Genomic DNA, 14,771 nt, shown 5'->3' with positions numbered 1-14,771 from the left:
GGGGAGTCAACCCCATGAACCTCGCGCGCGCTTCGGATCTTATTCCGTCGTGGCGCTTTCGGGCATTGCGTTGACGACCTCGACATTATGCTCGGCGCAGACTGCGGCGAGTTCCGGGCTGTCGAGATAGTCGGTCACCAATATGTCGACGGCGCTGATGTGGCCGATGCGGACCGGGGCGCTGCGGGTAAGCTTGCTGCTGTCCGCGACGAGAATCACGGAGCGCGAGTTTTCGACGATGGCGTGTGAGACCTGCACCTCGTTCAGGTCGAAATCCAGCAACGAGCCATCCTCATCGATGGCGGACGCGCCGATGACCGCGAAATCGACCTTGAAGTTCCGAATGAAATCGACCGCAGTGGGGCCGACCGCGGCCCGATCGGCATGACGTACCCGCCCGCCGACGACGATCAGGTCGATCGCGCTGTTACGGCAGAGGATATCGACCACGTTCAGATTGTTGGTGAGGACCATCAGATTGCTGCGGCCGGCGAGCGCCCGCGCGACTTCCTCGGTCGTGGTGCCGATATTGATGAACAGGGAGGCGCCATCGGGAATGCGGGCCGCAGCCTCCTTGCCGATTGCCTTTTTCTCGGCCACGGACAGGCGGCGGCGGGCCTCATATTCCAGGTTCTCGACGCCCGAGCCGAGAATGGCGCCGCCATGCACGCGCGACAGATAACCGCGCTCGCACAGATCGTTGAGATCCTTGCGAATGGTTTGGGGCGTCACATTCATGCGGCCGACGAGATCCTCCACCGTCACCTTGCCGTTGCGGCGCGCCAGATCCAGAATCTGGCGGTGGCGGGTGTTGGATGCGCTCGTCATGCCGGCGTTCTGACGCCTCGATCCTTGAGTTGCAAGCGTCCTTGTAGCCGGGCGCGCGGCATCCTTGGGGGGACCGTGATGGCTGCGCAGCCGGCCCTTCGTGGCATGGAGCAGCGGTGCGAAAGCGCGGCTCAGGAAATGGCGCGTTCGACCGCCTTTCGCCAACCATCGACCGCGGCCGATCGGGTCGCTTCCGGCATCTTCGGCTCGAAGCGCCGCTCGCGGGTCCAGATCCGGTCGAGGTCATCCAGACCGCTCCAGACGCCGGTCGCCAGCCCGGCCATGAATGCCGCGCCCAGTGCCGTCGTCTCGACAATGGCGGGCCGCTCGACCGGCGCGACCAGCACGTCGGAGAGGAACTGGCAGAGCCAGTCATTGACCGCCATGCCGCCATCGACGCGCAAGGCGGTTTCGCCTTCGCCGACATCGGCCTTCATGGCGTCGATCAGGTCCATGGTCTGATAGGCGACGGATTCCAGCGCGGCGCGGGCCAGGTGCGCGTCCGTCGCATCCAGCGTGAGGCCGCAGATCAGCCCCCGCGCGTGCGGATCCCAATATGGCGCGCCCAGGCCGACAAAGGCAGGCACCATATAGACGCCATGACTGTCCGGCACGCGGGTGGCCATGCCGTCGGTTTCCGAGGCATGGGTGATGATCTTGAGCCCATCGCGCAGCCATTTGACCGCCGCGCCGGCGACGAAGATCGAGCCTTCGAGCGCATAGGTCGTCGTTCCGGCCAAGCGATAGGCCGGGGTGGTGAGCATGCGCGTTTTCGAGAGCACGGGCTCCGTGCCGATGTTCATGAGCGCGAAGCAGCCTGTGCCATAGGTTGATTTCGCCATGCCGGTGCGGAAGCAGCCCTGACCGAAGAGCGCGGACTGCTGATCGCCGATCATCCCCGCGACCGGGATGGCCTTGCCGAGAATGTCGGCATCGCACTGGCCGAAGATGCAGCTATTGTCCCGAACCTCCGGCAGCATCGCGGCGGGCACGCGGAAGAGGCTGAGCAACTCCTTGTCCCAGGCCTGGTCCATGATGTTGAACAGCAGGGTGCGGCCTGCATTGGTCGGGTCGGTTGCGTGGACCGCGCCGCCCGTCAGCCGCCAGAGCAGGAAGCTGTCGATCGTACCGAAGGCCAGCTCGCCGCGCTCGGCGGCAGCGCGGGCGCCCGCGACATTGTCCAATATCCACGCGGCCTTGGTCGCCGAGAAATAGGGGTCGATCAGCAGTCCGGTCTTCGCTGTGACCATCTCTTCGGCGCCGCTGTCCTTCAACCGCGCGCATTCATCGGCGGTCCGTCGGTCCTGCCAGACGATCGCGTTGTGAATTGGCTTGCCGGTCGCCCGGTCCCACACCACGACGGTCTCCCGCTGGTTGGTGATGCCGATCGCGGCGACATCCGCGACATCGACGTCGGCCTTGGCCACCACATCCTGCATCATGGCGACGGTGTCGGTCCAGATGTCCTCCGGATCATGCTCCACCCAGCCGAGATTGGGATAATGCTGCTTGAATTCGCGCTGCGTCGTGGCGACCGGATTGGCGGCGGCATCGAACAGGATGCACCGCGTCGAGGTCGTGCCCTGGTCGATCGCGAGAATATAAGGTGGCTGGGCCATGATTGCTCTCCTGTGGTCGCCGGCTGCGCGGCGCGATTGTCAGTTGGCCGCGTCTGCCTCGGCGGGGATCGTCTCCTGCAGGGCGCGCTTGTGGCGTGCGGGCAGGAACGGCCGGATCAGCCAATGATAGACGCTGGCGCCCAGCACGCCGCCGCAGAACGGGCCGGCGATGGGCACCCACCAGTAATTGCCCGGCCCGGGGAAGGCGGATTCGCCCCAGCCCGCCAGATAGCCAAAAATGCGGGGGCCAAGGTCGCGCGCGGGGTTGATCGGCCACCCTTCCAGATATCCCGCGCCGCCGCCGATCATGGCAACCAGCAGGCCGATGATGAGCGCGCTCGAATTGGCCTCGGGCGCCTGCGTGTTATATTCCTCGGTGATCGCGAAGATGCCGAGCAGCAGGAAGCCGGTCAGCACGATCTCGTTGAAGAATGCCCGGATGGGGGTGATGTGCGCGCCTGGTGCGGTGAAGAACACACCGGCGCCGCCACCGGCCGCCCGCTCCACGCCCTGGGTGGCGTTGAACGCGTCGATCACCGGTGAGAACATCATATAGACCACCGCGGCACCCAGAAATGCGCCGAAGATCTGCGCCAGCCAGAATGGCACGACCTTGCGCCCGGGGAAGCCCCGATAGATCATGAGCGCAAGCGTGACTGCCGGGTTGGCGTGCGTGCCGGAGACTGCGCCCGTCACATAGATGGCGATGGTGACGGCAAGGCCCCAGGTGATGCACACCCCGAAATAGGCTGTGCTGTAAGGGCTTGGATCATAGAGAAAATACATCGCGGCGGCAGAACAGCCGATGGTGATGATGATGAACACTGCAATGCATTCGGAGATCAGTTCTCCAATAAATGCCTTCCCCGGTGACATGGGCCCCTCCACGTTTATCGTTGTCATTTATCCGACGGCGTTGACGTCCAACCTCGCATGATCCGCGAGATAGGCTTCCAGCGCCACCACCTCTTCCTTGCGCATATGCAGGCCAAGTTTCGATCGACGCCAGACAATATCGTCGACCGAGCGTGCCCATTCATGTGCGATAAGATAATCCACTTCGACTTGCGTGAGCCCGGCGCCGAAATGCTGGCCGAGGTCCTCCGCCGTCTTCACGTCCGCGAGCAGCTTGAAGATGCGCGCGCCATAGCTCTCCGCCAGGCGGCGGATGGTGGTTTCGCTCAGAAAACCGACCTTCTTCCGCAGGTCGGCAATGAGGCCGTCCAGCCCTCGCGCGCTCAGGTCGCCGCCGGGCAGCGGAGCGGTGGCCGTCCAGGCCGGTCGCAGGCTCGGGAGGTGCCGGGCGAGCTTGTCCATCACCTCTTCGGCCAGCGCGCGGTGCGTGGTGATCTTGCCGCCAAAAACGCTCATCACCGGCGCCGCGCCCCCGGCATGATCCAGCGAGAGGACGTAGTCGCGACTGATCTCGGACGCGTTGGTCGTCGCGTCGTCATAGAGCGGGCGCACGCCGGCAAAACTCCACATCACATCCTGCGGCGTGATCTGCGTGGTGAACCAGCGGTTGACGGAGTCGCAGAGATAATCCGTTTCCGCCGCATCGATCTTCACGACGTCCGGCGCTCCCTGCCACTCCACATCCGTCGTGCCGATCAGCGTGAAGTCGTTTTCATAGGGAATGGCAAAGACGATGCGCTTGTCCGGATTCTGCAGGATATAGGCGTGGTCGCCCTCATACAGCTTGCGGGTGACGATGTGGCTGCCCTTGATCAGCCGCAATGTGCCCGCGCCCGCAACGCCGGCCCGCTCGGGCAGGAAGTCAGCGGCCCAGGAGCCGGTGGCATTGACGAGCACATGCGCCGTTGCGACGAACGGCGTGCCGTCAGTGCCCTGCAAGGACACGCGCCAGCCATGCTGATCCCTTTGTGCGGCGAGGCATTTTGTGTGGGTGAGGATCGTCGCGCCATGCTCGGCGGCACACTGCGCGTTGGCGACGACGAGGCGGCTGTCGTCGCCCCAGCAATCGGCATAGACATAGCCGCGGCCAAATCGAGATTGAATGGCGCTGCCATAGCCATCCCCGGCCAGCCTGATCGCCCGCGAGTGGGGCAGGCTGCTGCGCCCGCCCAGCCGATCATAAAGGAACAGGCCGATGCGCATCATCCACATGGGGCGCATGCCGCGATCATGGGGCAAAACGAACTCGAGCGGGCGGATGAGATGCGGCGCCGCACGCATGAGCCGTTCCCGCTCCGCCAGGGCCTTGGCGACCAGCCGGAACTCATATTGCTCGAGATAGCGCAGCCCGCCATGAATGAGCTTGGTGCTGGCGGAGGAGGTGTGCGCGGCGAGATCGTCCTGCTCGACGAGCATGACACGCGCGCCACGACCCGCCGCATCGCGCGCAATCGCAGCGCCGTTTATACCTCCCCCAACGACCAGAACATCATACGCAATATCCATGGAGCGACCTTCGCAGGGCCTGACAACGAAAGTCAATTACTTTCGTATATTTCGTATTTTGAAATGGGCAGATGGTCGGCCCCCGGCGCGAGCGAATTTCACTCGCAAGACTATATTGGCTAGCGAGTTTCCCGTTAGCTTGGCCGGACGACGGGGTCGGCGCGAGATACGGGACCTATCCGCGCACCGGAAAAGCGAAATTTCAAACGAACCCGTCGGATGTACCCGCGCGGCGTCGGCAGGCCATCAATATCGCTGGACCGAGGCACGCCGTGATGGCTATCGGCTGGGCCATGAGTGTCATCGCAACCATCATGAATTCGGCCACCGGCCAACCCGTTCAGAAAATGACCTTCGGTCGCATGCCCAAGCCCTGGGCCAGTTTTAATCTGGAAAGCGGCGAGCTGGTGACGATCGATCGCGTGCAGGTCGGCAAACCGGCGCCCGGCAAGTTCGTCGCCCCCGTCGAGGTCTGGGTGACGCCGAAAAGCTGATGTCGGCAAGCCCGGAGCGGATGAGCGACATTCTGATCGTCGGCGGCTCGCTTGCCGGCCTCATGACCGGCCTCGCACTGTCGCGGCATGGCTTCTCGATCACGCTCCTGGAGCGCTCGACCGATACCGACCGCACCGGGGCCGCGCTGCAGGTCGGCTATGGCTTGCTCGAGCAGTTGACTGGGCGTCCTCACGCTACGGGCGCGCTCGCGACGGGCGTCCAGGCATGGCAATCGGTCTATCGCGGTCTGCGCGCAGCGGCGGACGGGGCGGGCATTGTGGTCCTGCAGAACGCCTGTGTGGAAGCGACGGGAGAGGCGGAGGATCGGGCCTGGGCAAGGACCGCCGATGGTCGGCGGTTCGACGGCAAGGTGCTGGTCGGCGCGGACGGCTATCAGAGCGTCGTGCGGCGGCAGGTCAGTCCGGAGCGCCCGGATGCCGTCTTCGCGGAGTATCTGGCCTGGGTCGGCTTTGCCGAAGAGTCGGCGTTGTCTGTCCGCTATCCGCCCAATCTGGAGTTTCTCGAATCCGGGCCCTATGTGCTTCTCGGCTTTCCGCTGACAGCCGCCGATGGCAGTCCGGAGCGGGGCCACCGCCGGGTCGGCTGGGGCTGGTACGACGCCGGACATAACGCAATCCTCCGCAGCACAGGGGCGGTCGAGGGCCCGCTGGTGCGGCATTCGCTGCGCCCCAATGACATGCCGGATGCGCTGTTCGACGAGCTGGCCGCCTTGGCGCGCCGGCACTGGCCATCGCCTTGGCGCGACGCGATCCTGGAATGCATCGCCCGCAAAGCGGTGCTCGGCACACCGGTCGTGGAATATTATCCCGATCGGCTCGTCGCCGGCCGCATGTGTCTGGTTGGCGACGCTGCCCATGTCTGCACGCCGATGACGGGCAATGGCTTTGCAACCGCCGCGCAAGATGCTCTCACCCTCGCGCGCTGCCTCGACCCGGCGGCCTTGCGGACCGACCCGAATGCCGCGCTCATGCGATATGAAGCGTCTCGGCTGCCCGAGGTGCGCAGACTGGCCCGGTCCGGCCAGCAGATCAGCCAGAACTTCGTGCGCTCTGCCGGTTGAGGCGGTTGCTCTGACATAGCGGTGGGTCGGTAGCACGAAGACCTTTTCAAGCCTGCCTTTCGTTGCTCTCCGGCATTGCGCCGACATCCTGAGGCAGCGCCCCACCGCAGAAGCGCTTCGATGACGGCCGACGCTTGGCCGCGTCGCGCGCTCCACGCCCTGACAAGCGAAGCGAGGGGAGAGGAGCCCAAGCGGCGCTTTTCGCGAGGCGGGCCTTGGCATTTAGCCCGGATGTGTAATTCGTCGGGATCATAGCGACGGCAACGAAATACATCCTCATGGAATTCGGTTTGGCGCGAGCTAACCGCATCGTCGGTTCGCTTCAGTCCGCGAAGTTCTTGGCGTGTTGCTTAGGCTCTGATGATCCAAACCTCGCGTTTATTTCATTGAAAACAAACGCTCTCCTAATCGGGCTGCTCGATCGGCGGTTCAACATGGGAGTAGTCGCACAATTCTCCATCTGGTCGTTCACCACATAGGCGTTGACTGTGTAGCGTATAATAGTTAAATCAAAATTTACCTAATAGCGCCCGAGATTCTCGGTCGAAACGGCAAACCATCGGCGACGATGGGACGCAAAGCCTCCGGTCCCTCACAGGGATAGCGGGGTTACCGAAACGGAGAACTATTGTGGACCTGTCGTCCTCGCGCCTTCCAGATCCTTTCCGCCCTCATCGGGCAACGGCCCGTCTTTGGCGACGGTCAGCAAGCACCCTTACCGATCATCACGTGATCCAGTTGCTTGCGACTGGCTCGCCAGATGCACCCGCTTGTAATCCCAAGACCCGCGAAACGCTGCCGCCCGAGGGCCTCCAAGGCGGGTGGGGTCTGATATTTTCCGATTAAATTCATGTGCATATCAAGTAAAAGAAAGACATCGTCATGTTCGTGAACTTGAAGTCTATCGCGACAATTGCGCTTCTGGGTTCCATCCCGGCGGCAAGCTACGCTCAATCCTCAGCATCTGTGTCGACCACGGGTACAGCCCGGATCGTTCAGCCGATCTCGATCGCAAAAACCAGCGACCTTGCGTTCGGCACTATCGTGAAACCCTCGGTAGCAGGGACCAACACGGTCACTGTCGATGCCTCGACGGGCAATCGCAGCCTGTCTGGTTCCGGCGATGCCGTTGCCGCTGGCGGCACGACGTCACGCGCAGCCTATACGGTCTCGGGTGAAGGGGGGCAGACCTTCTCGATTTCGGTGCCCGCCAGCTTCTCCATGACCGGTACGCCCGGCGGCACGATCACCGTCACGCTGACGCCGAGTGCCGCAACAGGCACATTGTCCAGCTCCATCGGCACGGCTGGCACCGCGACCTTCGGCGTCGGCGGTAGCTTCTCCCTGCCCAATACGCAGGCCTCTGGCAATTACTCGGGCACCTTCACGGCGACCGTCGCCTACAACTGACCTGTGACAGGAGCGTCTCGTGACGGTCTCATCATCCATCCGGATGGGAGCGCGCCTGTTGCTGGCGACCGCTCCTGCGCTGGGAGCGCTGTGCCTTTGCGCGGCGCTTGCAGCCTCACAGGTGAACGCAGCGGAAGCGACCGCGAAAGGCCAGGTTTCGATCGTGGAGCCGGCTTCGATTACGCAATCGGCGAAGGACATTGTCCTGCAGCCGGTGCTGGTTCTTCAGTCGAGCCTCCGGGTCATGATCTTGTCGCCAGGGCCGCAGTCAAACGAGAGCGACCAAAACGCCGGGCTTTCCATGGCCGCTCCTATTCAAATCGCCGGGGGCAGCAACCAGACGTTTTCTCTCCTGGTCTCGCAAGCATTCGTCCAGCCAGGCGCAGGGGGTTCGCTTAGGGCACCGATTGCGACGCTGAGCGATGATAATTTCCCGTCCTTTGAAGCCGGTCCCTCGGGATTCGAGGATGTCCTCATGGGCCGGCTGAGCGGCGATGGCCTTCTGTCTGTTCCTCCATTTCTTTTGAAAGCGCTGCGCGACAGCTACGGGCCCGACGGCGGGCCTTTGCTGGTCCTGGCGCAATATGAATGAGCGAGAGACGCCGGTGATGACTCTCCCAGGCGTCGTGAAGCGTCTCACGCGATCTGCGAACCAACGCAAGAGCATCGCTATCGCTATCGCGTTGGTCGCTGGCGCCTTCCCATCCGCTTTTTGCACTTCCTCTTCTGCCCAGCCTGCGACGACAGAGCAGGCCGGCGGGAGCGCCAGCCTCAACATCAATCCAAAGCGGATCACCTTTGATAGGCTGGGGCGGACGGCGAGCATATTCCTCTTCAACCAGGGCACCGCCGCCGGGGTATATGACATCAGCTTTGTCGACCGGGTCATGTTGCCCACCGGCCAGATCCGCCCGACGGATGAAGCAGACGGCGCGCCGGAGGTGAGAGACCTCAGTGCCAAGCTTCAATCCGCGCGTTCCATGATGCTGGTGACGCCCAGACGCGTGCTGCTCAAGCCGGGGACGGGGCAGACAATCCGTCTTCGTGCAGGTGGCACCGGCGACTGGCCCGCCGGCGAATATCGCACGCATCTGACGGTGACGGCGGTGCCGCCACCTGACACGGGCCTAACCGCCGATCAGGCTGCGAATGCTGAGCCCGGTGCTGTTTCGTTCCGCATCGCATCTGTTCTTGGGATTTCCATCCCTGTGATCGTGCGCATCGGCACGCCCCAGGTTGAGGCCGCGATCGAAAACACACGGTTCACGATGGAGAGCCCTGGGCCGGGGTCTGAGCTGAACAGCCCTACGCCGGTCGTCACTTTTGATCTTGTGAGGCGTGGGCCGAACTCCCTTTTCGGCGATATCGAAATCCGGAAGGCGAAGGCGCGCCGTGAGGACGAACCCTTAGGTGTCGTGCGCGGGATCGGTGTCTATCCTGAGATAGAGCGGCGACAGGTGAAGATCGCTCTGCGCTCTCATCCGCAGCGAGGCGAGCAAATCAGCGTCGTGTTCACCGACCAAGACACAGCTCCGGGGAAGATACTTGCGCAGAGCCAGATCTCCTTGCCGTAGCCTGTGGATTGGACTGATGCTCATGATCGCCACTGCTCAGCCTACTCCTCTTTGGGCGGACAGCGGCGAACTGGCCGCTGACGATAATCAACTTTTGCTGCTTGAGGTTGTCCTTGACCGGGCATCTTTATCGGATGCGCTTCCCGCACTTCAGGTGGGCGACGATATCGTTCTCATCCCCGTCGGCGCGCTGACGCGCCTTCTCGATCTGGATGTTCAGGTTTCACCGGCAGATGGGAGATTGACGGGGCAGGTGGGCCAGGCTCGCCAGTCCATCTTCCTTGATATTGCGTTGGGTGAGGCGCGGGCGGGCACGGCGCGCATCATTCTGAAGCCGGGTGACGCGCTGCAAGACAGCGGCGACATCTACCTGACCGTTTCCCTGATGGAACGGCTGCTCCCGGTGCGAATGACATTGGATGTGTCGGAATTGACGCTCAATCTGGAGGCCCGAGAGAAGCTGCCCGTTCAGATGCGGGCTGAGCGGATGGCGCAGGGAAATAACATCGCACGTTCTGGCGCTGTCCTGGAGCCGGTTCTTTCGGTGGCGGCGCCAGCTGGCATGCTGTCTTTTCCCGCCTTCGATGTAACCACGGATGTGGGTTCCGATACGCGGGGGCAACCCTTTCAAAGGCGGTTCGACGTGCGGGCTTCGGCCGCATTCTTGAACGCCGGATTTCAAGGTTATCTCGCGTCCGACGATCGTGGGAAGCCAGCTCTGGCGCGGTTGCTTCTTGAGCGGCGTGAGCCGAAGGGTGGCTTGCTGGGCCCCCTGCAGGCGACCAGTGCTTCCTTGGGCGATACATTCCTGCCGGCCCTCGCACTGGGCCCCAGAAGTGTTGCCGCGCGTGGCTTTGCGTTTTCAACCCGGCCTTTGGAGCAGGCGAGCATCTTCGAACGTGTCGATATTCGCGGCGAACTCCCGCGTGGGCATGACGTCCAGATCTATGTGAACGACATTCTGAGCGGTGCGCAGTCGACGGCGGTCGAAGGACGCTATGAATTCGACGATGTCCCCCTGGTTCGTGGCCTCAACGTCATCCGGATTGTGGATTATGGCCCCAATGGTAGCCGCACTGAGACCACCCGGGTCATTTCCGTCGGCAGTGGACAGGCCGCTCCCGGAGAACTGATTATCGACTTTGGCATTGGCGAGCAGGGCAAGACCCTCGTTGGCTTCGAGGGCTCGCAGGAGCCATCCGTGGGCGCTGGGCTGCTCGTCGGTACGCTGAATGTGCTGTACGGCTTTTCCGAAAGCTGGACAGGCGCGGTCGGTCTCGCGCGCTATTCGTCCACGCAGGATGCCGCGCGCTTCCTCCTCTCGGCCGGCGTGCGAGGTTCGGTATTCGGCCTGGCTGTTCAGGGCGATGCAGCGCGAGACAGTCTGAGCGGATATGCTGCTGTTGTGGGCGTCGCGGGGAAGCCGTTCGGGATCGCATCGACGATACGACGCGCCGAATTCCGAAATGGCTTTGTCGATGACGCCGCCCCCCATGGTGGTGACGGGCGCGCTCTGCGATCTGGAACCGAAGCAACTTTCGACTTTGGCTTGAAGGCCGGAAACCGCTCGATCATTCCGGTGGCCTTGCGGATCGGTCAAGACGCCTATGTGGACGGACAGAGCGCCGTGTATGGGACATTGAACATGTCGCTTCCCGTTGCCCGTGCGCTGGTCTCGGCCAGCTGGGATTATAACCGCGTGACCGGGCCAGGGGCTCAAAACCGATTGACCGGAAATGTCTCGGCTTCTTTCAATCCGGGCTATGAATGGCAAGTTCGGGGCGGCTTTGACTATGATGTGCAGCCCTCTCTTCAGGCCCGATCCTTCAACCTGGCTGTCGACCGAAGCGTGGGAGAAGGCTCCTCCCTGCGGCTCGCGGCCGGACAATCATTTGTAACGACCTGGGATACGACGGCGGAAGCGGGATTGAGTGTCCGCTTGCCGATAGCCGATCTTACCTTCAGCGCGGATTATTCCAGACCCCGAGGGGACTGGAGCGTCGGCATCCAGCTAAGCTTCAGTCTGGCACCCAATCCGTTGAGCGGGCGCTATGCTGTGCGGCGCTCCGGAGCGGCATCGGGTGGGAATCTGGCGTTCGAAAGTTTCTTCGATTCCGATGGCAACGGCCGACGAGATCCGGGCGAATTGCCTGTATCCGGGCTCAAGCTGAAAGGCGGGACCAGGGAGGAGGTCACCGACGGGAACGGCCGAGCGCTGGTGACGGGCCTGGGATATGGCCCCTCCGCCCGAGTCACGATTGGGTTGGATGATGTGGATTTGCCCTATGTCGCCGTCCCGCCCCAAATTGTGGAATTTGCGCCCGTCCGGGGCAAGGTGGCGGTGCTGGCTTATCCGTTCAAGCCTGTAGGGGAAGCGCTTGTTCATATCGTCTTGCGGCAACCGACTGGCAAGCTTGTTGGCCTGTCGTCCGTGCGCGCTGCGCTTGTGGGCAAGGATGGTATGCGGAAGGAGGCGGTTTCCGAGTTCGACGGCAGCATTTATTTCGAGAGCCTGCCTCCTGGCACCTATGATCTGCAACTCGATCGCGAGCAGGCCGGGCGGCTGGGCATGGCCATGGCCGCGCCGGTCTCCGTCACCATTCCGGAAGCGGGAGGCATGGCTCCGGACGCGAACGCAACCGTCATTTTCGAAGGGACAAGGCATTGAGACATGCGACCGCATCTGGGGCGGCGCGCAGCGCTTGGCCCACCAGGCAGCCGGCGCCGGTGCGGCGGCTGCGCACACTGGCAGCGACTTGTGCGGCAATGCTCTGGGTGGCGCTTCCACAAGGGCCGGCGTTGGCCCAGTCCTTCACAGTCAACACTATCACAACGAACACGCCGAACTTCGGCAACGTCGCTGCGGCGACGAGCGGCAACACCGACTTCGCCATGACGACGAGCGGCGCGGTCTCCTCGGCGGCGGGCAGCGGCGGAAATATCGCTTCGGGGACCAAGTCGGCCGCGACCGTTACCATCCGGTGCTCGGGCGGCAGCGCGTGCACGAGCGCGACGGCGCTCGTCCGCCTCTTTTCGCTGACGACGATCAGTGGCCGGGCTCAGGCAGTCAAAAACTTCATTGTGGCTTCCGGCACTGGAACGGTGGGGGCTGTCACCACGAATCCCGATGGCTCGATCACCTTTCCCCTCACCGGCTTCTCCTCAACGAGCAGCCGCACCTTCCTCGTTGGAATGACCCTGCCGATTCTTGGCGATAATGCCTCTACCAGTACGAGCGCGTCAGCCTCATGGGGCGTGGGCGTCGCGAAATCGCCGACAATCCCCTCCGCATCCTCGCTTTCCCGAAACGCAATCGCGACCATTCGCAAGTCGCTGACCCTCACCAAGAGCAGCGATCTGGCGTTCGGCGCGATCCGGCCGCCTGCGAGCGGCAGCGGCACTGTTTCGATCAGCAACGTGAATGGCGCCCGGTCCATCGGAACGGGAAGCCCCGTCCTGCTTCCCGGCCTCACCAGCGGTCGCGCGCAGTTTTCTATTGGCGGACAGGCAAGCACGGCAATCACGGTCACAACGCCGGGCAGCCTGACAATGAGCGGGAGCGGCGGGGGCACGCTCAGTGTCACACTTTCGCCATCCGCCAGCGGCGCACAGACGCTGAATACATCGGGCTCCCTCACGTTGGGCGTAGGGGGCACTCTCACGGTGCCGAGTAGCACAGCCTCGGGAGATTACGCCGGCAGCTTTGCCGTTACGGTGAGCTATAATTGACGAGCGTCCTGTTGCGCCTCGGAAGCTGCCGCAGGGCTCGCTTGAACCAGCATCGACGTATCTATTCGCAGCAATAGTAGCGCCCTATGGCCGACTTTGCCTGCGCGATGTCTCGCTCAGACGCCGGTGACCGGGCGAAGGCGTCTCGCGCTTCCTCGACGAGGCGCGCTTCTAGTGCGCGCAGATCGATCCCGGTGCATTGCCCTCCCTGAACGACGGAGCGACCGCCGATGAGCAGGCATTCGACATGCTCGGCTCTGGCCCGTCCGAGCACAAGGCGGACAGGATCGGGATCAGGCATGATGCAATCGGCTGCCAGAACGCCGAAGCGAAGGATCAAAAGATCCGCATCCTGGCCTGCTGCGACCGCATGGGCGGGCGTCGAAGCAGCGCCGAGGATAGACTGCCTCCCCCAGTCGAAAACGCCTTTCAGGATTGAGCCGGGGTCGCGGCCCATGCCCCACTTCGTCTCGCGAGCGCCCACATGCCATGCCAGCCTCAGCTCCCGAAGCATGTCCTCGTCGTCGTCCAGGGCCATGCCATCCAGCCCGAACGCGACACGCACGCCAGCATCGAGCAGACGGCCGATCTGAGGCATGCCCGACCGGAGACGCAGATTGGAGGAAAGGTTGACGCTCACGATGACGCCGCGTTCGGCGAGTAGCGCGATGTCGCGATCATCGAGCCAGATTGCATGTGCGACAGTGAGCTGCTCATTGAGCAGGCCCAGGCTGTCTAGCCAGCTCACGACACCCCCCGGGCAATTGGCCCGCGACCAATCCCGTTGAAGCTCGGTTTCCAACATATGTGTGTGCACCCGTCGTCCATCCGCTGCTGATGCACGGGCGATCGCCTCGAGCGTCTCGGGTTTTGTCCATTGCGGCGCCACCGGATGGTACTGAAGCGTGAAATAGTCGTGCTCGAGTGCCTTCGCCTGCTCGAACCATGAGAAATTCGTGGTACAATCTCGCATTCCATCAGCGGCAGCGAGAATTCCCGCGCGCTGTTCTTCAGGATAGAAAGCGGCGAGACGGCCCAGATCGCCGTAGACTTGGGGGTTTCTGTCAAAGAATGGCCAGCCAAACCCGACACGGATTCCCACATCGCGCGCGGCCCGCGACACAGCCTCCGCCTCAGCGAGCAAGGCGCGCCCGTCCTGCGTATTGTGGCAATGGTTGACGGCGGCGACACCGCTCAACGCGATCCTGCCGAGCGCCACGACAGCGTTGAGCCAGGGATCGACTCGAGGGTGGCGGCGCAGGTCGGGCAACCAGCTTTCCAGAGATTGATCGGGCGCGCCAAAGGCGAGGGTCCGAAGGCCTCTGCCATGATCATGCGCGTTGGACAGTGCGGGAATGATCAGGCGCCCGGCCTCCTCCGGACTTAACGACTCCGCGGGCACCGGCTCGACCGTCAAGATCCGTCCGTCGGTGCCTATGCTGATCCGACTTGGTCCGAGCAGCGTGCCTTGCGCATCCACAAGGACGCGTCCCGCCAGCAGTGTCCGCAGTGTCATGACGGGTTTCCCATTCTGCCTGTGCTCACCCAAAACCCAACGGCCTTGATCTGCCATCACTCTAAAGCGCCTGGGCGCTCCAGGCGGTGCAAAAAAGA

Annotated in this window: 12 protein-coding genes and 1 riboswitch; of the genes, 7 read left to right on the top strand and 5 right to left on the bottom strand. The window is 63.1% G+C overall.

Annotated elements, in window-relative coordinates:
• Positions 1-39: 39 nt before the first annotated feature.
• The 4 genes from M2339_RS12830 to glpD form a co-directional block, all read right to left on the bottom strand.
• Positions 40-828 carry a DeoR/GlpR family DNA-binding transcription regulator gene (locus tag M2339_RS12830; protein WP_181560822.1) on the bottom strand — a complete coding sequence of 263 codons (789 nt, stop codon included), beginning with the start codon at positions 826-828 and terminating at the stop codon, positions 40-42.
• 131 nt (positions 829-959) lie between these two features.
• On the bottom strand, positions 960-2,447 hold the full coding sequence (gene glpK / locus M2339_RS12825) for a glycerol kinase GlpK (RefSeq protein WP_264586347.1): 1,488 nt from the start codon (positions 2,445-2,447) through the stop codon (positions 960-962).
• Between the two features lie 39 nt (positions 2,448-2,486).
• Positions 2,487-3,323, bottom strand: a complete 837-nt coding sequence (locus M2339_RS12820; protein WP_264586348.1) for an MIP/aquaporin family protein — start codon at positions 3,321-3,323, stop codon at positions 2,487-2,489.
• 27 nt (positions 3,324-3,350) lie between these two features.
• On the bottom strand, positions 3,351-4,868 hold the full coding sequence (gene glpD, locus M2339_RS12815; protein ID WP_264586349.1) for a glycerol-3-phosphate dehydrogenase: 1,518 nt from the start codon (positions 4,866-4,868) through the stop codon (positions 3,351-3,353).
• A gap of 293 nt (positions 4,869-5,161) precedes the next feature.
• Here glpD and M2339_RS12810 point away from each other — a divergent pair, with 293 nt between their 5' ends.
• The 7 genes from M2339_RS12810 to M2339_RS12780 all read left to right on the top strand — a co-directional run bounded on the left by M2339_RS12810 (position 5,162) and on the right by M2339_RS12780 (position 13,157).
• Positions 5,162-5,362, top strand: a complete 201-nt coding sequence (locus M2339_RS12810; RefSeq protein WP_181561543.1) for a hypothetical protein — start codon at positions 5,162-5,164, stop codon at positions 5,360-5,362.
• Positions 5,363-5,382: 20 nt separating this feature from the next.
• Complete coding sequence (locus tag M2339_RS12805) at positions 5,383-6,444, top strand: FAD-dependent monooxygenase (RefSeq protein ID WP_264606380.1); 1,062 nt, start codon at positions 5,383-5,385, stop codon at positions 6,442-6,444.
• Positions 6,445-6,984: 540 nt separating this feature from the next.
• Positions 6,985-7,061, top strand: a riboswitch (cyclic di-GMP riboswitch).
• A 265-nt stretch (positions 7,062-7,326) separates the two neighbouring features.
• Positions 7,327-7,854 carry a DUF4402 domain-containing protein gene (locus tag M2339_RS12800; protein WP_264588568.1) on the top strand — a complete coding sequence of 176 codons (528 nt, stop codon included), beginning with the start codon at positions 7,327-7,329 and terminating at the stop codon, positions 7,852-7,854.
• A gap of 58 nt (positions 7,855-7,912) precedes the next feature.
• Complete coding sequence (locus M2339_RS12795; protein WP_264586351.1) at positions 7,913-8,446, top strand: hypothetical protein; 534 nt, start codon at positions 7,913-7,915, stop codon at positions 8,444-8,446.
• Between the two features lie 34 nt (positions 8,447-8,480).
• On the top strand, positions 8,481-9,428 hold the full coding sequence (locus M2339_RS12790) for a hypothetical protein (protein WP_264586352.1): 948 nt from the start codon (positions 8,481-8,483) through the stop codon (positions 9,426-9,428).
• 16 nt (positions 9,429-9,444) lie between these two features.
• The gene (locus tag M2339_RS12785) at positions 9,445-12,096 is read left to right on the top strand and encodes a hypothetical protein (RefSeq protein ID WP_264586353.1); all 2,652 of its coding nucleotides are present in this window, start codon (positions 9,445-9,447) and stop codon (positions 12,094-12,096) included.
• Positions 12,097-12,203: 107 nt separating this feature from the next.
• A complete protein-coding gene (locus tag M2339_RS12780; protein ID WP_264606379.1) occupies positions 12,204-13,157 on the top strand; it encodes a DUF4402 domain-containing protein in 954 nt (317 codons plus the stop codon).
• A 61-nt stretch (positions 13,158-13,218) separates the two neighbouring features.
• On the opposite strand, the gene M2339_RS12775 is transcribed toward M2339_RS12780, so the two are convergent.
• Positions 13,219-14,673 carry an amidohydrolase family protein gene (locus tag M2339_RS12775; RefSeq protein WP_264586355.1) on the bottom strand — a complete coding sequence of 485 codons (1,455 nt, stop codon included), beginning with the start codon at positions 14,671-14,673 and terminating at the stop codon, positions 13,219-13,221.
• Positions 14,674-14,771 lie beyond the last annotated feature (98 nt).

The sequence above is a fragment of the Sphingobium sp. B2D3C genome, assembly GCF_025961835.1.
GTDB lineage: Bacteria > Pseudomonadota > Alphaproteobacteria > Sphingomonadales > Sphingomonadaceae > Sphingobium.
The sequence above is the reverse complement of the archived record's forward strand: the minus strand, read 5'-3'. Positions and strand labels throughout refer to the sequence as shown.

What these genes read in the sequence shown, in the direction of transcription:
- M2339_RS12800 (WP_264588568.1), top strand. Translation starts at nt 7,327, where the DNA reads ATGTTCGTGAACTTGAAGTCTATCGCGACAATTGCGCTTCTGGGTTCC.
- M2339_RS12810 (WP_181561543.1), top strand. Translation starts at nt 5,162, where the DNA reads ATGAGTGTCATCGCAACCATCATGAATTCGGCCACCGGCCAACCCGTT.
- glpK (WP_264586347.1), bottom strand. Translation starts at nt 2,447, where the DNA reads ATGGCCCAGCCACCTTATATTCTCGCGATCGACCAGGGCACGACCTCG.
- M2339_RS12830 (WP_181560822.1), bottom strand. Translation starts at nt 828, where the DNA reads ATGACGAGCGCATCCAACACCCGCCACCGCCAGATTCTGGATCTGGCG.
- M2339_RS12805 (WP_264606380.1), top strand. Translation starts at nt 5,383, where the DNA reads ATGAGCGACATTCTGATCGTCGGCGGCTCGCTTGCCGGCCTCATGACC.
- M2339_RS12820 (WP_264586348.1), bottom strand. Translation starts at nt 3,323, where the DNA reads ATGTCACCGGGGAAGGCATTTATTGGAGAACTGATCTCCGAATGCATT.
- M2339_RS12775 (WP_264586355.1), bottom strand. Translation starts at nt 14,673, where the DNA reads ATGACACTGCGGACACTGCTGGCGGGACGCGTCCTTGTGGATGCGCAA.
- M2339_RS12785 (WP_264586353.1), top strand. Translation starts at nt 9,445, where the DNA reads ATGCTCATGATCGCCACTGCTCAGCCTACTCCTCTTTGGGCGGACAGC.
- glpD (WP_264586349.1), bottom strand. Translation starts at nt 4,868, where the DNA reads ATGGATATTGCGTATGATGTTCTGGTCGTTGGGGGAGGTATAAACGGC.